Genomic DNA, 20,567 nt, shown 5'->3' with positions numbered 1-20,567 from the left:
TCAGTTCTGCCCAAGTCGGTAACCTAAACCACGTATGGTGCGGATAAAGTCCTTACCCAGTTTATTGCGCAGATGATGCACATACACTTCAATGGTGTTGCTGTTGATTTCACTGTCGAAATCGTACAGCTTGTCTTCAAGATTGGCTTTGGAAAAAATTTTGTTCGGATGACTGACCAAAGGAATCAGAATCGCCCACTCGCGGTTGGACAGATCCAGCGGTTCACCTTTAAAGCGGGCAATATGCTGCTCTACATCTAGCACCAGTTCACCGTATTTAAGCAGCTGAGTGCTCTGACTGAACTGTGCAGCACCACTTCTGCGCAGTAATGCCTGAATACGGGCAATCAGCTCATCAAACTCATAAGGTTTGATCAGATAGTCATCTGCTCCCTGATTCAGCCCGTCCACTCTGTTCTGAAGCTGGTCACGGGCAGAAATAATCAGAACAGGCAAAGCAGCCATCTGCTGACGGATCAGCTTTAACACCTGCATGCCGTCCATCTGTGGCAGTCCCAGATCCAGCAGAACCAGATCAAATTTTTGCTGATTCAGCTTTTTAAGACCATCCAGTCCGTTATTGACCCATTCCACATCATACTGATGCTGTTTCAACAGCGTCATGGTGGATTCAGCAATCATGAAATCATCTTCAATGATCAGTAGTTTATTCATGTTTAAATGCTCAGGTACCTTCTAATGTTGAACATTGAGCCAACAGATTATTGTCAGGATCAATCACCTGGGTATCCCCCCCCAGTAAAGTTAACAGACTGGGGAACAGATTGTCCTGACTCAATTGTTTGCTTTTTTGACTGTTTAAGCAAGTGATCTGATTTGCAGCATGCTGTTTCCATACAGGTGAAAACCACATCAGCATCGGCACATGAGTCTGCTGACTCGGTGCAATCGCATAAGGTGAACCATGCAGATACAGTCCGTGCTCACCAGTGGATTCACCGTGATCGGACAGATACCAGAAACCGGTCTGATAATTCTGTACATTTTTCAGAACATCAATCACGCTGCTGAGCACATGATCTGTGTAGACAATGGAGTTGTCGTAACTGTTGATCAGTTCATCAGGCTGACAGCCCTGAATGGCATTGGTGTTACAGGTCGGCTGAAATGGCTGATATGGTGCAATGGAGCGTTTAAAATAAGCAGGTCCATGACTGCCCATCTGATGCAGAACAATCAGTCGGGGTGTCCGGTCATCTTTCGGCACAGCAGCCAGATACTGTTTCAGGCTGTCCACCAGTATTTCATCATGACATTCACCATCTGCATCACACCATTTCTGACGGATTTCTTCCGGAATCTGATACTGCTCTACACGGTCACAGGTTCCTTTACATCCTGAGTTGTTATCAATCCAGGTGACTTTATAACCTGCACGCTGAGCAATATCGAGCAGCCCTTCACGATGCGAGGCAAGCTGTTCATCATATTGTTTCCGTGGCATACCCGAAAACATACAGGGAACCGAAACCGCTGTTGCAGTTCCACAGGAACTGACCTGACTGAAATTGATGATGTCCTGTTTCTGAAGTTCTGGATTAGTGTTTTTAGCATAGCCATTCAGTGAAAAACTTTCGGCACGCGCAGTTTCACCGACCACAAGAACCATCAGCTTAGGTGGAGTATGACTGACCAGCTGAATCTGATGCGCATCTTCACCATAAGTCACTAAAGGCAGGTTTTTCTTAGGTGCTGTTTTATGATAATAAGAAGCAGCCGATGAAAAAACATTCTGCGGTGAAATCATCCCTTTTAAGTCACGGTGTTCTCTGAAAATTGCTGCAAAATCCACATAAAACACAAACAGTAAACCCGCTACGACAAACAGAGATGCCAGACTGTTCAGCAGTTTTTTCATCAGTGATACTGTCAGCTTTTCAGATTTGATCCGTATGCTAAACAGAACCAGCAAAGGTATCAGTACAAAAAACAGGGTCCAAACGAGCAGTCTGAAAGACAGCAGATCATTCATCTCTTTGACATCAGTCTGTACCATGTTCTGTATCTGATCTGGAGAAATGATCACTCCCAGACTGTTAACAAAATATGCGCTGAAACCACCAACAATGATAAAAACACCGGCAAACAATTTTACATTCCATTTCCACTGAAACAGCTGAAAAATCAGGTTATAAGCTGCAACCACCACAAAAACACTGGCAGTGAGAAACAACAGGGCTTTGAACCCCTGATAAGGTGTCAGCTGCTGAATCTGCTCATAAAATGCAATATTCAGCACCAGACCACACCACACAGCAAGCAGTAAATTAAAGATACTCAGCGGGATTGGACTGATTTTATCCTGCACTTTCCTAATCAGATACAGCATGTTATTCATCACTACAGTTAGCGGGACATGTGCTTAGTCTGGAAAGTTATTCTTAAAAATCACTTAAATAAAAAAGACGATGCACTTACATCGTCTTTTTATCATGATAAATCAGTTGCTTAATTTAGAATTTAAATTCAAGCCCTGTTCCAAGTACAGGCTGTTTATCTTCTTTATTACCCTGCTCCAGGGTCAGATAACCTGCGTGCCCATATGCTTTCACCTGCTTGCTTAAAGCATAGTCCACCCCGAGCAGAATCTGCTGGGCATCAAAATCAGCTTCACCTGTTTTAAAAGCGGTACTGTTGTTACTGTACTGTGCTTTGAGTGTCCAGGCTTTTGCAGCTGGCAGGTTATATTCCGCTCCCACCAACCAGCCATTTGCATCATCTATGTCTGCGGCACGACCTGGATTTCCTTCCGCTCTTTCCACTTCTGAGTTCTGATACAGTGCTTTCAGTGCCAGTCCATTGTCCAGATTAATCCGTCCAATGGCACGGATTGTATTGCTTGCAGCAAAGATAGAACCACCTGGAATTTCAGGTTCAGCAGCATTGTTGAAACCACGTCCCAGGAAATTTCCTGGAATGGCTTTGTCATAGCCCAGTCCCACAATCACATTCTTTGCGTCATACAGCAGTGATGCAGACCATGCATCGCCCAGCCCTCGTCCAGCCACTTTGGCACCGCCTTTACTTTTTTTGATCCCTTCAGCTTCACCGGTTGCCAGTAATGCCGAAGCTTTCAACTGACCTGCACCGAGTGTAATGCCTGGGCTTTCATAAACAAGTGAGTTATCAATACGGTTTTCACCACTGAAAATACCTGTGATATCTGCTTTGTTATCAATGTAGTTATTGAATGTGTCCACCACAGATGACAGCTGTTTGACCGGGGTATCTATTTTACCGACTTTCAATGTACCGAACTGAGTATCCTTTAAACCCAGTGAAAGGTTACGGGGTACAAAAGTATCTGTGCCGTTTTCACCATCATCCACATAAACAGTAAATTCAGCCTGATACACAGCAGTCAGACGATCAGAAATTTTCTCATCACCTTTCAGCCCAATAAACGAGTTGTTTGAGTTCAGCTCCACCACGTCACGGTCTGCTCTGGATGCATTATTTTCAGGCAGATAATCCAGGCTGACATCAAACTCACCATAAAAAGCAGGAGCAGCGACAGCTGAACCTGCAAGCAGGCTGATTGCAATAGCAGTTGCGATTTGTGTTTTCATCTTTAAATATTCCATAAACCATTTTGTAATGGATGTTACGGTTTCGTAATATTTAAAAAAATAATTTAATTATTATTAACTTATCACTTTTGCTTCATAGGATAATTGAACTTTCATGCATTTATTCACAGTTCCCAGCCCTCGTCTGATGCTGAGACCATCTCAGTACAGGAATCAGACACAGACAGCCAATGAGGCAGATCAGCCCCAGGAAAACGGTATACCCCAGCAGGTCGCCCAGTATGCCGCCAAGCATGTACAGCCCCCCACTGACCGTAGCCATCAGGGCAACCTGAAAGGTGAAATCTGTGCCTGCCATTTGCTTGCGACTGTACTGCATAATCAGGGTCAGCATCACCACCAGCAGCATGGATGAAGTCAAATCTTCAAAAGCATTGATCAGATAAATCATGAGATGTACAGGATGCTGTCCTGTTTCGTACTGATATGCCAGCCAGGCAAACGCCAGCAGGCTGAATATTTTCAGTATGGAAAACAGAATCAGACACTTCGCTCTGGACCAGAACCTGAATACAGCGCCTGCAAGCCCTGCCCCAAGCAGTGCTGCCAGTGCTCCCATCATGGTGACGTACAGCCCGATATCTGAAAATGACAAGCCCAGATCAACCATTAAAGGTTTCAGTAATGGACCTGCCAGTCCATCGGCAATTTTAAATGTCAGCAGAACCACCAGCCATTTTTTCAGCGTCTGAGTCTGCCCAAAATAATCCAGATACTTACGGATGGCAGCAATACTGAAAACAGGTTTTTGAACATGTTGTTTCACAGCGCGGACAGGTTCGCGAAACAGCAGTACCGGCAAGGTATTGAGCAAAACCAGTGCTGCCAGCAGCAGAAATGTGTTCTGCCACTGCAGCCAGTCCAGTGCCCACAACACTGCTCCACCACCCACAATAAAACCCAGCCGTGACCCAATCACCTGAAAAGTATTTCCCCAGTGCTGCTGATCAGCTTTCAAAATACTGACTGCCAGCCCATCGGTTGCCACATCCTGTGTCGCTCCAGTGGTATTCATCAACAGTAATGCAATAAAAAACGCCAACAGAAATACAGGCTGATCCAGCGAAGCGATAGGTAGAAACGACAGAAAAACCAGTACTGCAACGCTCAATAACTGTGTCGGAATAATCCAGCTCCGATAATGTCCCCGCGTCACTGAACCCAGCCGATCCACCCACGGTGCCCAGAACACTTTCAGTGACCAGGGCAGCATAAGCAGACCAAAACCACCAATATGAGCAAGCGACACCCCCTGCGACCTCAAAATCACCGGTAAAGCATGCATCATGAATCCAACGGGTAAACCCTGTGCCCAGTACAGCGAAAATAAAATCACATAAATATTCCGCATTGGGCATCCTTTTGAGTTACAGCGGGTGGCTTGAGAAGTATCTTTACAGACATTTTTATACGCGTTATCAGAAATTCTGCCAATGAATGTGGTTTGACAAAGTCATAAAATTCCCTCAATCATAGTCATAACATTAAATGTCAGGAAGACGAATTAAAACAATGTCTGAAAATTTTCCAGTATTGCCCGATCAGGTACCCTCCCGTGGCACAGCGTTCAGTCACGAACTTTTTAAAAATATTTTTCTCGTTCAGGGATGGAAATTTGATGGTGAATTTCCCAATCTTCCGAAAGCCGTCGCCATTATTTCCCCTCATACCTCCAATATTGATGGATGGTTCGGATTCACAGCACTGCTGGGACTGGGGCTGAAAATCACCATTTTTGGAAAACATACGCTTTTTGAAACGCCCCTGAAGTCTGTTCTTGAATGGGTCGGTGTGATTCCTGTCAACCGTGATGCACCGCAGGGGCTGACACAGCAGATTATTGAGTTCATCCACAGTCAGGATAAAATCTGGATTGGTATGGCACCAGAAGGTACACGTAAGCAGGCTGAAACCATCAAAAGTGGTTTTTACCATATCGCTCACGGCGCCCAGATTCCCATTGTGATGTTCTGCTTTGACTATGAACATAAACTGATCCGCTGTCTGGGCGTGTTTCAAACCACTGGCAATTATGAACAGGATCTGGAAAGTATTTACAGCAACTACATTGGAAAATTTTCCCCTAAAAACCCAGGCTGGTTAGCAAAACCCTTACAAAAGCTGTGGAAAAAAGACTAGGCAAAGCGGTCATTATCTGTTGAGATGTGGGCACTTTTATTCTGTTTAAATATCATTCATCTTTAATTATGAAAGTTGCTCACTGTTCCATCATTGCCTTAATGGCTTTCAGCCTTGCCAGCTGCGACAAAACAACAAAAACACCCGTCAACACCACTCCTTTACAGGCTCGTGAACCTGTCATTGCAATCGCCCTGGGTGGCGGTGGCGCAAAAGGTTTTGCCCATATTGGCGTTCTGAAAGTTTTAGAATCTCACGGCATCAAACCACGTATCGTCACTGGAACCAGTGCAGGCAGTTTTGTCGGCAGCATTTATGCCAGCGGCAAAACACCTTTTCAGATGCAGCAGATTGCTCAACAGCTGAAAGAGTCCGATTTACGTGACCTGACCTTGAACAGTCAGGGTATTGTTCAGGGACAGAAACTGCAGAATTACGTCAACAGACAGATCGGCAATAAACCGATTCAGCAGTTCCCTATCCGCTTTGCCGCGGTTGCGACACGACTGGACAATGGCTCAAAAGCCGAATTCATTAAAGGCAATGCAGGACAGGCTGTCCGTGCATCATGCAGTATTCCAAATGTGTTTGTTCCGGCTGTGATTGGCGGTGTCAAATATGTAGATGGCGGTCTGGTCAGCCCGATTCCTGTGAAAACAGCCAGAGATATGGGTGCTGATATTGTGATTGCAGTGGATATCTCCGCACGTCCAGAAGGCAGCAAAGCAGTGAATATGTGGGGTCTGCTCGATCAGACCATTAACATTATGGGACAGCAGAGCATCAATGAAGAACTGCGTCAGGCAACCGTGGTGATTCAGCCTAAAGTAGGTCACCTGGGCACACTGGATCTCAAAGCCAGTAATGAATCCATCCTTGAAGGAGAAAAAGCGGCTCAGCTGAAAATCCGTTCAATTGAAAAGGTCATCAGTGACTTCAAAAAATCTCCTGCTGCCTTTAAACCAGCACCGAAACCGAAATTCTGATTGATAGAATTTTTTGATATCCACAGCACAAATCATCTGCTACATTGATATGGATGCATCGTTATTCATATCAATTCAATAAAACCGGGTAGATGTATGGAATTAGTTTTAGAACCCTGGCACTGGTTTGTATTAGGTGTCCTTCTGATTCTTTCAGAACTGGCGCTGCCCGCTTTTGCAGCCCTGTGGTTTGGTATTGCCGCAATCTGTGTCGGCATTATTTCATGGATATTTCCATTTATTGGGCTGACTGCTCAACTCGTGATCTGGATTATCCTTTCTGTACTGTGTACTTTTTTATGGTTTAAATTTATTAAACCACTTTCGATTGATAAAACAAAAGCTGGGCTGTCCCGTGAAGCCACAATCGGTCAGGTCGGTATGGTCATTCAGACCAGTCTTGAGCATGACCTGATCAAGGTTCGCTTTCCTGTACCTGTTCTGGGTTCAGATGAGTGGAACTGCCGTACTCAGGCAACAGTGCAGGTCGGTGACCGTGTCCGTGTGGTCGATATTCTGGGTAATGACCTCGTTGTATTACCCCATCAGTCCAGTACATCAGCCCTTTAACGAAAAATGAAAAGTGAGAAAAAATTATGTCTGGTGCTTCAATTATTGTTTTAGCAATCCTGCTGTTTGCAGGTGTAACCATTTTTAAAGGGGTGCGGATTGTACCTCAGGGTTATAAATGGATTGTTCAGCGTCTGGGTAAATATCACACCACACTGAATCCAGGATTAAACTTTGTCATTCCTTATGTGGACGAAGTTGCTTATAAAGTCACAACCAAAGATATCGTTCTGGATATTCCATCTCAGGAAGTGATTTCCAGGGATAATGCGGTCATGGTAATGAATGCAGTTGCCTACATTAACCTGACCACGCCTGAAAAAGCCGTCTATGGTATTGAAAATTATACCTGGGCGATTCAGAACCTGGTTCAGACTTCACTACGGTCTATTGTCGGTGAAATGGATCTGGATGATGCACTGTCTTCACGTGATCATATCAAAGCTAAACTCAAAGCCGCAATTTCTGATGATATTGCAGACTGGGGAATTACCCTGAAAACTGTTGAAATTCAGGATATTCAGCCATCGCATACCATGCAGGCAGCCATGGAAGCTCAGGCTGCAGCTGAACGTCAGCGTCGTGCAACGGTTACCAAAGCTGACGGTGAAAAACAGGCAGCGATCCTGGAAGCTGATGGTCGTCTGGAAGCCTCACGCCGTGACGCAGAAGCTCAGGTGGTACTGGCAGAATCTTCTCAGAAAGCCATTTCCATGGTGACTTCAGCTGTGGGCGACAAAGAAATTCCCGTGGCTTATCTGCTGGGTGAACAGTATGTAAAAGCCATGCAGGATATGGCTAAATCCAGCAATGCTAAAACTGTGGTACTTCCTGCCGATGTATTAAGCACCATCCGTGGCATCATGGGTCGCAACGGCTAAAATACGCTTTAAAACTGAACAGAAACAGGCAGCCAACAGGCTGCCTGTTTTTTGCTGTCTCAATAAAAGTCAGCAATAATTATTAAATTATGATTAAATTTCACGTTATTTTTAAAATATGTCCTGCTGAATTCAGCACAGGCATTCAGATCCGCTTGTCCAACGCATAAATGGATACCGTATGAGCTCCCTCAATCCCACATTAATTACTTTTCTGTTTTATATTGTCGCCATGATTGTCATAGGGCTGATTGCCTATCGCGCAACCAGCAACTTTTCTGACTATATTCTGGGTGGACGACGCCTCGGAAGCTTTGTGACTGCGTTATCAGCAGGTGCTTCTGATATGAGTGGATGGTTGTTGATGGGATTGCCTGGTGCAATTTATCTATCAGGTCTTTCTGAAATGTGGATTGCCATTGGTCTGATCATTGGTGCATGGCTGAACTGGCTGCTGGTTGCCGGTCGTCTGCGTGTGCATACCGAAGTACAGCACAATGCCTTGACCCTGCCCGATTATTTCTCTAACCGTTTCAATGATCAGAAGAAAATTTTACGTATTGTTTCGGCTTTTATTATTCTGATTTTCTTTGCAATTTACTGTGCCTCTGGCATGGTTGCCGGAGCACGTCTGTTTGAAAGCATGTTTGGTTATTCATACAGTACCGCTTTATGGATCAGTGCTATAGCAACCATCAGCTATGTCTTTATTGGTGGGTTCCTGGCAGTCAGCTGGACTGATACCATTCAGGCCAGTCTGATGATTTTTGCCCTGATTCTGACTCCTGTGGTGACTGTCCTGAGTTTTTCTGACCTGCAGCAGCTGAATCTTGCCCTGGAAGCAGCACGGCCTGAAGCCATGGATATTTTTGGCAATCTCAGTTTTATTGCCATTATTTCCCTGCTTGCCTGGGGACTGGGGTACTTCGGTCAGCCTCATATTCTTGTCCGTTTTATGGCAGCAGATTCTGTCAAATCCATTCCCAATGCACGCCGTATCGGCATGGCATGGATGACCTTCTGTCTGGGTGGTGCTGTTGCCGCAGGTTTCTTTGGTATCGCCTATTTTCAGCAGCATCCTGAGCTTGCAGGAGCGGTCACTGCAAACCCTGAAACCGTCTTTATGGAACTGACCAAAGTTCTGTTCAATCCATGGATTGCAGGTATTGTGCTGGCAGCGATCCTGGCAGCCGTAATGAGTACGTTGAGCTGTCAGTTACTGGTCTGCTCCAGTACCTTGACTGAAGATTTCTATAAATCATTTTTACGGAAAAATGCCTCACAGAAAGAACTGGTGTGGATTGGACGTCTAATGGTTCTGCTGATTGCATTACTTGCCATCTGGATGGCTGGCAACCCAGAGTCGAAAGTCCTCGGACTGGTGGCTTATGCATGGGCAGGTTTCGGTGCAGCATTTGGTCCACTCATCATTCTGTCTCTGTTCTGGAAACGTATGACTTTAAATGGTGCGCTGGCAGGTATGATCACGGGTGCTGTGATTGTGATTGCATGGAAGAATCTGTTTGGATACACTGGTATTTATGAAATTATTCCAGGATTCATTGGTTCTTTAATTGCAATTATTGTGGTCAGCCTTTCAGGCAAAGCACCAGGCAAAGATGTGACTGAACGTTTTGAAGAAGCAGACCGCTTATATAAAGCAAAATAAAGTCTATCCGTACAGTGGTGTACTGGATGCTCAATTGAGTAAAAAAAAGTTCATCTGACTGACACAAAAAAAGCACCTTGAGGTGCTTTTTTTGTGGATGATTCATTTCAGCCATCTGTTTTAAACTTTCTTCTTTTTTACAAATCTTTTTGCAGGCCAGCTCATAATAAAACGTGCGCCCCCCAGTTCTTCACTGCGGTCAACTTCAATCGTTCCACCAAACCAGTAAGCAATTCGACTGACAATGGAAAGTCCCAGTCCATAACCACCTGAAGCACGAGTCCGGCTGTCATCCAGTCGGGCAAATGCTTCAAAAACCTTCTGTCTGTCTTCTTCAGCAATACCCGCACCATCATCTTCCACGCAGACAAAAGCCATGCCTTCTGCATTGATACCCCCACTGATCCGAATTTTTTCGTCACAGTAGCGGACTGCATTTCCCACCAGGTTCTGAACCACACGGTGCAGATAACGGTATTCAGCATCGACTTCAACACTGCCAGACAAAGGTTTCAGCTCGATCTTTTTCTGTGTTTTCAGTGCTTCGGTTTCAGTCGCCACCTGTTCAAGCAGATCCACCAGTACGATTTTTTCAAAATCCAGTGATGGTGTACCCTGCTCCAGCTTGGCATAGGTCATAATCTCATCAATCAGATTGTTCAGCGCTTCAATATCTTTATCAATCATCTCGACCTGCTGAATCCGATAGTCATAATCATCTTCTTCAGCCAGCATTTCCATACCAAAACGGATACGTGCAACGGGTGTCCGCAGTTCATGCGAAACCGCACGCATCAGCTCACGCTGTGCTTCAATAAGCCGCTGAATATGGTCGGACATGCTGTTATAGCTGGATGCCAGACTGCCCATTTCATCAGTCCCATCGACAGGTAAGCGCAAACCAAGATCACCTGATTTCATACGGTTCAAGGCAAAATTCACCTCTCTGATCTTACGCTGCATCGGTAAAATCAGACCATAGACCCCTAAGCTCAGAACAAACATACTCAGCAGTGTAATACCCGCTGCCAGCTGAAAAGGCATCCAGTTAAATAATGGAACAGGTCCCATCACCAGGACATCTGAAGCTGCACCCGGAATCGGTGAAACAATGGAAATGGTTGTACCGCGGACGGTCGCGCTGTCTCTGTACAGAATAATGCTGTGATCGAGTCTTAGACGACCAATCTGTTCAGAATCCAGTGGCAGATCCTGAACTTTCTGAATTTCAACAGGATAGGAAAAGTGAGTGCTGATTTTTTCGAGATATTCTTTTTCCTGCCCAGGGTAATAAGCAAGATAATCCAGAATAAAAATAGGCAATGCCTTCATCTGACGTTCAGTCATTTTATCTGCTTTGACATACAGATAATGCGTCGGATCATTTTTCAGCCCGACAATGATATAAGCATTGCTGTTCTGCGCATCATAACGGACTGCTGCCTTTCGCTCACTGATCCTTTTCAGCTCAGTCCGCGACAAATCAACCTTATCCGCTGTGACATAATATATAGGCAGCTCAAGTAAATCTGCAGCATCCGAAATCCAGTCCATCTTCTGCTGCTGATTTGGCTGTCTGGCAATGCCTTCACTGATAATGAACGCAATTCCATCAGTCAGTGATTCACGATATTCCTGCGCACGCTGATAGTTGATGATCTGGACAAGTAAATATCCAAAGGCTGCAACAAGTACAACCAGAACCACCAACCCTGCATAGATGCGCAGAAATATACTGTGTTTAAACACGGATGTGTTCCCTGTAATTTAACCCGTATTACATTCCGTTTGTTTCTTTTACAAACAGATAACCTTTACTGCGTACAGTTTTAATACGTTTAGGATTTTCCGGATCATCACCGATTTTTGGACGGATACGGGAAATACGTACATCAATTGAACGGTCCTGACCATCGTATTCAATACCACGCAGACGCTCAAAGATATCTTCACGGGATAAAATACGTCCGGCATTTGAAGCCAGTAACCACAACAGGTCATATTCTGCGCTGGTGAAATCCACCAGTTCTCCATTCAGTGTTACCGAACGACCACCATTATCAATCACCAGGTCATCAAACTCGATACGCTGCGCCACTTCATCTTCAGGTGCTTTATCTGTACGGCGTAACAGTGCGCGGATACGGGCAAGCAGTACACGAGGCTGAACCGGTTTAGCGACATAGTCATCCGCTCCCATTTCCAGTCCCAGCACCTGATCCATATCTTCAGTACGTGCAGTCAGCATCAGAATCGGCTGATGATAATGTGGACGTACTTCGCGGCAGATGGTCAGACCATCAGCACCAGGTAACATCACATCCAGTACAACCATATCCGGCTGTTCTGCAATGATACGGCGGATCGCACGGTTACCATCCGGTTCAACCCCAACTTCAAGTCCGTTGCGGATCAGATATTCCTGAGTCAGACGGGCAAGACGCTCATCATCTTCAACAATTAAAATTTTAGGTAATTTTTCTTCCTGGCTCATAGACTGCCCCTTATTTGATTGAACGTATCCTTTTAAAATCCACAAGATACGTCTAAATATAATCAGCAATATACACACGTTTACATTGTAAACAAGATGCTGTTCACCAAACTGATACATCAAAGTAGCATTTTGTTATCTTTTTTTATGAACTTTTGAACCTGTTCATATTTTATCCATAATTCAAAAAAGCCACCCAGTAAACAACACCATTTGTTACAAAATGGATAAAAATAAACCAATACAACCCTTTGGCGAAATTATGACTGATTAATTCATTACTTTTAAACTTATCCACAAAGTTATCTATAAGCACTTAAAGCTGGCTTTGCTATGCTATGCCCTTGCCTGATAAGGCTTATACAAGAAAGATAAAAACAGGGATCTTTTTGCAAGGGAACAGCACCTGACATCAGAAAAATTTTTAGCAGAATGTCAATATTGATCTACCCTGAATTTTCCCGTATCTTGTGTTCAATTCAATTTTAAACCACTAAGTCTTGTGTTTATTCCTCAAACACTGTGGCCGGTTTCCGCCCAGTTCAAACGGTCCATAAACATAACAATAGATGACAATGGAGCTATGCTGACATGAGCGTAATCACATCAACCCCAGGACAACTTCAGGTGATCAAACGCACCGGTGATGTTGCCGCTTTTGATGCAGAAAAAATTGCTGTTGCAATTGGTAAAGCTTTTCTGGCGGTGGAAGGTCAGCAAAGTGCTGATTCCAGCCGTATTCATGACCGCATTTCACAACTTACTGAAATGGTTCTGAATACCTTTAACCGTCGCCTGCCATCTGGCGGAACCATTCATATTGAAGAAGTTCAGGATCAGGTTGAGCTTGCCCTGATGCGTACCGGCGAACAGAAAGTTGCCCGTGCTTATGTGATTTACCGTGAACAGCGTGCAACTGCCCGTCAGCAGACAGGTGCAAACCATCACCCTACATTGCAGATCACAGCTACAGACGGTCAGCTTAAGCCACTTGATCTGGGTGCTTTAGAAGCAAGTATTGTAAAAGCAGCTGAAGGTCTTGAAGGTATTGACGTTCAGGCGATCATTGATGAAACAGTTAAAAATTTATATAACGGTGTAAAAGAGTCAGACATCTCTACAACGATGATGATGGCGACCCGTACCCGTATCGAGCAGGAACCGAACTATACGTATGTAACTGCGCGTTTACTGCGTAATGACCTTGTTGCGACCGGTTTAGAATTTTTAGGTTTAGCTGCAGACACCAATGAAGGTGATGCACTTGAAACTTTCCTGCAGAAAGGGATCGAGCTTGATCTGATTTCACCAGACCTGCTTAACTTTGACCTTGCAAAACTGGCTGCTGCGATCAAACCGGAACGCTCTAACCAGTTTACCTATTTAGGTCTACAGACATTATTTGACCGTTACTTCATCCACTCTGATGGCGTACGCTTCGAATTACCTCAATTGTTCTTCATGCGTGTTTCAATGGGTCTTTCACTCAATGAAAAAGACAAAGAAGCAAGTGCAATCGAGTTTTATGACCTGCTGTCCAGCTTCGACTACATGGCATCTACGCCTACCCTGTTTAACTCAGGTACGCTTCGTCCTCAGTTATCAAGCTGTTATCTGACGACCATTGATGATGACCTGTTCGATATTTATGGCGCAATGCGTGATAACGCGATGCTGTCTAAATGGGCAGGCGGTTTAGGGAATGACTGGACACCTGTTCGTGCACTGAACTCTTATATCAAAGGTACAAACGGTAAATCTCAGGGTGTTGTGCCTTTCCTTAAAGTTGCCAACGATACTGCTGTTGCAGTTAACCAGGGTGGTAAACGTAAAGGTGCAGTTTGTGCATACCTTGAAACCTGGCATCTGGATATTGAAGAATTCCTGGAACTGCGTAAAAACACAGGTGATGACCGTCGTCGTACGCATGACATGAACACAGCCAACTGGGTTCCTGATCTGTTTATGCAGCGTGTATTTGAAGATGGTGAATGGACACTGTTCACACCTTCTGAAACACCTGATCTGCATGATCTTACAGGTACAGAATTTGCTGAACGCTATGCTTACTACGAAGGCATTGCGAAAGAAACCAACATGCTTCATAAGAAAATCCGTGCGAAAGACTTATGGCGCAAAATGCTTTCCATGCTGTTCGAAACAGGTCACCCATGGATCACATTCAAAGATGTATGTAACTTACGTTCACCACAGCAACACGTTGGCGTAGTTCACTCATCCAACTTATGTACAGAAATCACTTTAAATACCAATAAAGATGAAATTGCAGTCTGTAACTTAGGTTCGATCAACCTTGTACAACACGTTCAGGGTGGTGTTTTAGACCGTGAAAAACTGGCTCGTACTGTTAAAACAGCAGTTCGTATGCTCGACAACGTGATCGACATCAACTACTACGCTGTTCCTCAGGCTCGTACATCTAACCTGAAGCACCGTCCTGTTGGTATGGGTATCATGGGCTTCCAGGATGCTTTATATGAAATGAATCTTGCCTATGGTTCAGATGCAGCTGTAGAGTTTGCTGATGAATCTATGGAAGTGATCAGCTACTACGCAATTTCAACATCAAGTGACCTTGCTGTTGAACGTGGTGCTTACGAAACATTTAAAGGTTCATTGTGGGATCAGGGCATTCTGCCAATCGACTCTTTAGACATCGTGGCTAAATCACGCCCAGACCGCATGTTTGAAGTAGACCGCACTCAACGTTTAGACTGGGACACTTTACGTGCCAAAGTTCAAAAAGACGGTATGCGTAACTCAAACGTGATGGCAATTGCTCCGACAGCAACCATTTCAAACATCTGTGGTGTGTCTCAGTCAATTGAGCCGACATTCCAGAACCTGTACGTAAAATCCAACCTGTCTGGTGAATTTACAGTCATCAACCCTTACCTGGTTCGTGCGTTGAAAGACCGTGGTCTCTGGGACTCTGTAATGGTCAATGACCTGAAACACTTTGAAGGTTCTGTACAGAAAATTGCACGTATTCCTGAAGAGCTTAAAGCCATCTTTGCGACTGCGTTCGAAGTTGAACCACGCTGGATTGTGGATGCTGCATCACGTCGTCAGAAATGGATTGATCAGGCTCAGTCTCTTAACCTTTATATCTCTGGTGCAAACGGTAAGAAACTTGACATGACCTACAAAATGGCATGGTTACGTGGTCTGAAAACGACTTATTACCTCCGAGCTTTAGGTGCTACTTCTGCTGAAAAATCCACCATCAACACCGGTGCATTGAACGCAGTTAAACCAGCTACCGTTGCGGCTCCAGTTGCAGCTGTGGCTCAGGAAGTAAAACCTGAAGTTCCTGCTGAAGAAGATGGTTTTGGTCAGGCGGCTCCAGTGCCACAGGCATGTTCAATCGACAATCCTGATTGCGAAGCTTGTCAGTAATTTAATTTACCTCCCCTAGCCCCTCCTGAAAGGAGGGGGATTTACCGAAAGATCTATTAAGGTGATAAGTCCCCTCTCCTCCAAGGAGAGGGTTAGGGAGGGGTCTTCAAAGAGGCTAAGAAATGTTCCATTTAAGTCATAACTATGAGTTAGGCGTAATCGCACTGATCTTAGCCTTTTTAATTTTTTACGTACCTGCGGTCTATGCATTCTTTGCAATCCGTAAGCAACACAAGCGTAATCAAAATAAGTAGTGTGGCTTCAAGCTTTTGAACAAAGTTAAAGCTTTTATCGGCAAAACTTAATTTTGCTTACACATAATGAGCGTATAGTAGTGACATCTTCGATTGTGAGATGTCAATAACAGATATAAAGCAACGAAGAGAGAATAAACATGTCTATCCTAAGTTGGGACGATTTCGAAGATGATGAACAGAAACCGGCTGCACAGCCTGACCAGTCTGCGCCCGTCGAACAGAAGAAAGCGACTGATTCGCAAGTGGTATCTGATGCACAGCAATCATCGCAGAATCTGGCAACTGCACAACCCGCTGGAACCGGTCAAAGAGCCACAAAACATTCAACCGATTCGATGGCAAGAGCATCTGCAGCCTTAGAAACTCTGGATGTTGCACCAGGCTTAGAAGAGCTTGAAATGGGCGCACAACGTGTTCAGGTGGATGATAAAGCCATGATTAACTGCCGTGCTGACTTAAATCAGCTGGTACCGTTCAAATACGAATGGGCATGGCAGAAATACCTGGACGGATGTGCAAACCACTGGATGCCTCAGGAAGTCAACATGAACCACGACATCGCGTTGTGGAAATCTGAAAATGGCTTGACTGATGATGAACGTACCATTGTGATGCGTTCACTGGGCTTCTTCTCTACAGCAGATTCACTGGTTGCAAACAACCTGGTACTGGCGATTTACCGTCACATTACTAACCCAGAATGCCGTCAGTACATATTACGTCAGGCATTTGAAGAAGCGATTCATACACATGCGTACCAGTACTGTATTGAATCCCTGGGTATGGATGAAGGCGAAGTCTTCAATATGTACCGTGAAGTTCCATCAGTAGCACGTAAAGCTGCATGGGGTCTGAAATATACACAGTCTTTAAGTGATCCTACTTTCAAAACTGGAACACCTGAAAACGATCAGATATTACTTCGTAACCTGATTGCTTTCTATTGCGTACTTGAAGGGATCTTCTTCTACTGTGGTTTCAGCCAGATCCTGTCTATGGGTCGCCGTAACAAAATGAACGGTGTTGCTGAGCAGTTCCAGTACATTTTACGTGATGAATCCATGCACCTGAACTTCGGTATCGATATGATCAACCAGATCAAGATTGAAAACCCAGGTTTATGGACAGCTGAATTCCAGGAAGAAATCGTTCAGATGATCCTGGAAGGTACAATGCTTGAAATCGAATATGCACGTGACACCATGCCACGTGGTGTATTGGGTATGAATGCAGCAATGATGGAAGAATATCTGAAATTTATTGCCAACCGCCGCCTGGCGCAACTTGGTTTACCAGAGCAGTTTGCCGGTGTAAACAACCCATTCCAGTGGATGTCTGAAATGATGGACTTGCGTAAAGAGAAGAATTTCTTTGAAACGCGTGTTACAGACTATCAGACCGGTGGTGCGCTCAGCTGGTAAGTTACCCCGCGTAACACATAAGTTATCATTGAGAAAATAGAGCTATCCAGCTCTATTTTCTCATTAAATGCTCAGATAATGTGCTGTATAGATTAATTTAAGTGTCTAACAAGATAAAATATATAAGACAATATAGCTAATCTAAAATCATAATAATAAAGAGTAGAATATCATTATCTATATTATTACAAAAAATACTCACTAGCTCCAAAGTAGCATTCAAATTTATTGATTGATAAGCATTAATAGCAACTCTGTATATGTACCGCAAAAGTACTAACTATATTGATATAAAAATCCGTCACACATAAAAGATTTTCAGACCAGTTTAACTAAATAAAACATAGATTTTTTACATTTGGACAAAAAGTAAAAAAATCTTTAAAATTTAAAAAACTTTATACATCAATAAGCTATACTTCATATCTATTCATCAAATAACGATTGTTTAGGTAACTTTTTAGAAAACTATTTTACGAGGGAAATATGGAAATTGGTGAGGCTCGAGTCAAATCAGTTATTCTACATAAGGTCGGTAATCGACTTCGAGAAGAGCCTCTAGTATTGGCTGAGGAATGTTTATCCATTACTGAAGATATTGCTAATATTTTATTGTACGGATATCTTCGTGGAATAGTACGTATTAATAATCAATTTACACTTTTTCATGAGACAGATGTTACTCTAAATGAGATCTCTCATCATATTTCAAACTTTGAATCTGAAAAAATTGATTTTATTGAGCTATCAAAAAGATTGGCTACTCACCTTTATAGCTCGACACATCATCCCAACATTGCTTCTGGTGATCTATTTATTATCTTATTCGACAAAATAAGAATCAAAGACAAATATAAATCAGCTATTGGCATTTATAAAGTTGAGTCACAACAACAGTATCTATCAGCACACTCCGAAAATGGAACTCAAAAACTTGAAGTTCTTCAAGGTATAAACCCTGAGCTTATTGATAAAGGCGCACTGGTAATTGAAGGTTCAAATCAAGTTTATGCTGTAGATAGACTTAGCAATCGGACAAAATATTGGATTGAAGATTTTCTTCAGGCAAAACAGATACCGAATGAACGAGTAAAATCTGCAATTGCTCTAGGTCTAATCACAACAGTTAACAATAAGATTGAGAATCCTATTGAACGCCAGTCTTTTGGGCAAGAAATCTCTGCTCTATGTACTGGACAAGAATCAATCTCAGGGATTGAGATTAAAAATATATCGGAGAAATATGTTCCCAAAGAAACTTGGAATTCAGAATTCCAACGACTAAATGATTTAAAAGGAGAAGTCGAACTTCAAGAGCTAGTTCTACCTGCTAAAAAGTTTGAAAATAAACTCCAAAAAGTTCTAAGTAAAATTAATTTAGGTAAAGATATTTCCCTCATATTACCCAATGATTTTTATTTTAAAAACATGACTTTGGATGAAGATAAGAAACAGATATATATAAATATAGTATTGGAGAAATCAAATGGGTGAGCTATCAAAAACTTCTGGTGAAAATGGTGAAAAGTTAACTGAGGAACTTCTAAAACTGATTGGTTGGAAGAGTTTTATGCGAGGAATTAATGTTCTTTGCAATAAGCCACTGCATGATAAGCAAACTCATGGAAATGATTTTTTTTATATCTATAATAATCCTCTTCACGATCAAAAGACTGATATTGTTTATATATCAACAAAAAATTCAAGTAAAGGATACCCAGCAGGTGCACAAGGTACCAGAACCCAACTAAAAAAGCATTTATTGGAATTGGAAAGCATTATTGACTGTTCTAAAGTTAGCCCTCAAATCAACAGTGCAATTAGCTCGTTCACTTGTCAAAAGCAAAAGCGACACTTTGGCGTCCTTTTTTGGTGGCATGGAAATAAAGAACAAATAGATAGAGATATAAAACAAGACCTCAGCGCAATGCAAATTGAATTGGGAGCGAAGCACCCTATCTATCTAGTTGACATGGCTAGAGCAACATTTATCAAAGATGCTCTTACACATTTTAAATCCTCTATACATGCACCTTATAATTTTTACTATCCAAAACTTGGAAGTATTGTCATATCAAATGATGAACGATTCGGTCCTATATTACCAATAGAACTCATCGCCTCTGATATCATACCGATAAAGTTCATGATTGGTGATCAACCAGCTCTATGCTTATACGCAAAACAGAACTTCTCAGATGAAGTATTAAAAAAACTTTGTAGTCTAGCTTTGGATTTTGCCGATGCATGGGTTAAAAACATATTCATTGGATTAGAAAATTATCATCCCGCTGATGATAAAAATAAAAAGGATGAAGTTTTAATGAGCTTTGATAAAAGGGAAGCAGACATCAAAGTATTTTGCTACAAGGAATCTGTTCTGGACTTATTGGAAGTGTAATATGCAATCGTATGCTAAACAGTTTGACTTCGATAAAGCTATACTCTGGGGAGATCATCTTCGAATTCTCCTAAATAGTGATCTAATTAGTCCAGGAGAGATAACTGAAACTCTTAAAGAAAAAGGTATCTTTATTGGTAGTTCAGAAAAAGCTGATACAGTTCCTCTATTAAGCGCCTGTCTACTCACACCAGATGAGTTTTCTAAATTAATTGAAAAATCTTTCGTTAGAGAATCTGGTCAAAAGTACTCATCAAGTTCATTCCAGTTATCCTCTAGCTCAATGGATTGGAAAACTCCATTAATTGATGACTTTTCATCCGTCATCGATGGCATTCAACTTGATGATGGTCGTGAATTCGCATCTAGCCCTACCCTTACGGTAGAACCTAATGGTGAACTCAAAATCACTTATACTGTTCGAGTTCTTGATTTTAGTAAAGATTGGATTCAGCAAGAACTTGTTTACCCAGCTGAAATTCGACTAAAAGAATCAAGTAGTGGATTTAAAATCGAAGTTGATCGATATAGAACCTCTAAAGATACCGATCATTTAAATGAAAAAATTACTAAAGCCATTGGTAAATTTTATAAATCCCAAAATATTACAGTGGACGAAAAACCTTTCTCTATTAAATTTGAAGACTTTGATAATATTGATCGTATTCGCTTTTTGATCCTAGACAAAATAATGGACAGCACGTCCCTCTAAAGATAA

The 20,567-nt window shown here is 42.8% G+C and carries 17 protein-coding genes; 11 read left to right on the top strand and 6 right to left on the bottom strand.

All coding sequences use genetic code 11. The features are described 5' to 3' along the window. The 4 genes from CDG60_RS05130 to CDG60_RS05115 all read right to left on the bottom strand — a co-directional run bounded on the left by CDG60_RS05130 (nucleotide 1) and on the right by CDG60_RS05115 (nucleotide 4,962). Nucleotides 1–675 carry a response regulator transcription factor gene (locus CDG60_RS05130; RefSeq protein ID WP_087514259.1) on the bottom strand — a complete coding sequence of 225 codons (675 nt, stop codon included), beginning with the start codon at nucleotides 673–675 and terminating at the stop codon, nucleotides 1–3. A gap of 10 nt (nucleotides 676–685) precedes the next feature. Continuing rightward, nucleotides 686–2,350, bottom strand: coding sequence for a phosphoethanolamine transferase (locus CDG60_RS05125; protein WP_087514275.1), 1,665 nt, complete (start codon nucleotides 2,348–2,350; stop codon nucleotides 686–688). 124 nt (nucleotides 2,351–2,474) lie between these two features. Further along, complete coding sequence (locus tag CDG60_RS05120) at nucleotides 2,475–3,590, bottom strand: porin (RefSeq protein ID WP_087514260.1); 1,116 nt, start codon at nucleotides 3,588–3,590, stop codon at nucleotides 2,475–2,477. A 121-nt stretch (nucleotides 3,591–3,711) separates the two neighbouring features. Beyond that, a complete protein-coding gene (locus tag CDG60_RS05115; RefSeq protein ID WP_087514261.1) occupies nucleotides 3,712–4,962 on the bottom strand; it encodes an MFS transporter in 1,251 nt (416 codons plus the stop codon). 161 nt (nucleotides 4,963–5,123) lie between these two features. Between CDG60_RS05115 and CDG60_RS05110 the strand changes: the two genes are divergently transcribed. The 5 genes from CDG60_RS05110 (at nucleotide 5,124) to putP (ending at nucleotide 9,856) form a co-directional block, all read left to right on the top strand. Further along, complete coding sequence (locus tag CDG60_RS05110) at nucleotides 5,124–5,750, top strand: 1-acyl-sn-glycerol-3-phosphate acyltransferase (protein WP_087514262.1); 627 nt, start codon at nucleotides 5,124–5,126, stop codon at nucleotides 5,748–5,750. A gap of 68 nt (nucleotides 5,751–5,818) precedes the next feature. Then, nucleotides 5,819–6,736 carry a patatin-like phospholipase family protein gene (locus CDG60_RS05105; protein ID WP_087514276.1) on the top strand — a complete coding sequence of 306 codons (918 nt, stop codon included), beginning with the start codon at nucleotides 5,819–5,821 and terminating at the stop codon, nucleotides 6,734–6,736. Between the two features lie 96 nt (nucleotides 6,737–6,832). Then, nucleotides 6,833–7,306: an NfeD family protein gene (locus tag CDG60_RS05100; RefSeq protein WP_087514263.1), complete on the top strand. Its 474-nt coding sequence runs from the start codon at nucleotides 6,833–6,835 to the stop codon at nucleotides 7,304–7,306. Between the two features lie 26 nt (nucleotides 7,307–7,332). Beyond that, on the top strand, nucleotides 7,333–8,187 hold the full coding sequence (locus CDG60_RS05095) for an SPFH domain-containing protein (protein WP_087514264.1): 855 nt from the start codon (nucleotides 7,333–7,335) through the stop codon (nucleotides 8,185–8,187). 181 nt (nucleotides 8,188–8,368) lie between these two features. Beyond that, on the top strand, nucleotides 8,369–9,856 hold the full coding sequence (putP, locus tag CDG60_RS05090; protein ID WP_087514265.1) for a sodium/proline symporter PutP: 1,488 nt from the start codon (nucleotides 8,369–8,371) through the stop codon (nucleotides 9,854–9,856). A gap of 120 nt (nucleotides 9,857–9,976) precedes the next feature. On the opposite strand, the gene bfmS is transcribed toward putP, so the two are convergent. Next, nucleotides 9,977–11,605: a sensor histidine kinase BfmS gene (gene bfmS, locus CDG60_RS05085; RefSeq protein ID WP_087514266.1), complete on the bottom strand. Its 1,629-nt coding sequence runs from the start codon at nucleotides 11,603–11,605 to the stop codon at nucleotides 9,977–9,979. 28 nt (nucleotides 11,606–11,633) lie between these two features. Continuing rightward, nucleotides 11,634–12,350: a response regulator transcription factor BfmR gene (bfmR, locus tag CDG60_RS05080; protein ID WP_087514267.1), complete on the bottom strand. Its 717-nt coding sequence runs from the start codon at nucleotides 12,348–12,350 to the stop codon at nucleotides 11,634–11,636. A gap of 591 nt (nucleotides 12,351–12,941) precedes the next feature. Between bfmR and CDG60_RS05075 the strand changes: the two genes are divergently transcribed. From CDG60_RS05075 to CDG60_RS05050, 6 genes are all read left to right on the top strand, one after another. Continuing rightward, a complete protein-coding gene (locus CDG60_RS05075; RefSeq protein ID WP_087514268.1) occupies nucleotides 12,942–15,770 on the top strand; it encodes a ribonucleoside-diphosphate reductase subunit alpha in 2,829 nt (942 codons plus the stop codon). 122 nt (nucleotides 15,771–15,892) lie between these two features. Next, nucleotides 15,893–16,024 (top strand): preprotein translocase subunit YajC, encoded by a 132-nt coding sequence (locus CDG60_RS05070; protein WP_087514269.1) that lies wholly within the window; start codon nucleotides 15,893–15,895, stop codon nucleotides 16,022–16,024. A 140-nt stretch (nucleotides 16,025–16,164) separates the two neighbouring features. Beyond that, entirely contained in the window at nucleotides 16,165–17,448 is a 1,284-nt protein-coding gene (locus CDG60_RS05065) for a ribonucleotide-diphosphate reductase subunit beta (RefSeq protein ID WP_087514270.1), read from the top strand. Between the two features lie 486 nt (nucleotides 17,449–17,934). Next, the gene (locus CDG60_RS05060) at nucleotides 17,935–18,942 is read left to right on the top strand and encodes a nucleoid-associated protein (protein WP_087514271.1); all 1,008 of its coding nucleotides are present in this window, start codon (nucleotides 17,935–17,937) and stop codon (nucleotides 18,940–18,942) included. Next, complete coding sequence (gene gapS4a, locus CDG60_RS05055) at nucleotides 18,935–19,849, top strand: GapS4a family protein (protein ID WP_087514272.1); 915 nt, start codon at nucleotides 18,935–18,937, stop codon at nucleotides 19,847–19,849. Before CDG60_RS05060 ends, gapS4a begins: the two co-directional genes overlap by 8 nt. Nucleotide 19,850: 1 nt before the next feature. Then, nucleotides 19,851–20,561 carry a hypothetical protein gene (locus CDG60_RS05050; RefSeq protein WP_227542931.1) on the top strand — a complete coding sequence of 237 codons (711 nt, stop codon included), beginning with the start codon at nucleotides 19,851–19,853 and terminating at the stop codon, nucleotides 20,559–20,561. Nucleotides 20,562–20,567 lie beyond the last annotated feature (6 nt).

The organism is Acinetobacter chinensis, from assembly GCF_002165375.2.
GTDB lineage: Bacteria > Pseudomonadota > Gammaproteobacteria > Pseudomonadales > Moraxellaceae > Acinetobacter > Acinetobacter chinensis.
The sequence above is the reverse complement of the archived record's forward strand: the minus strand, read 5'-3'. Positions and strand labels throughout refer to the sequence as shown.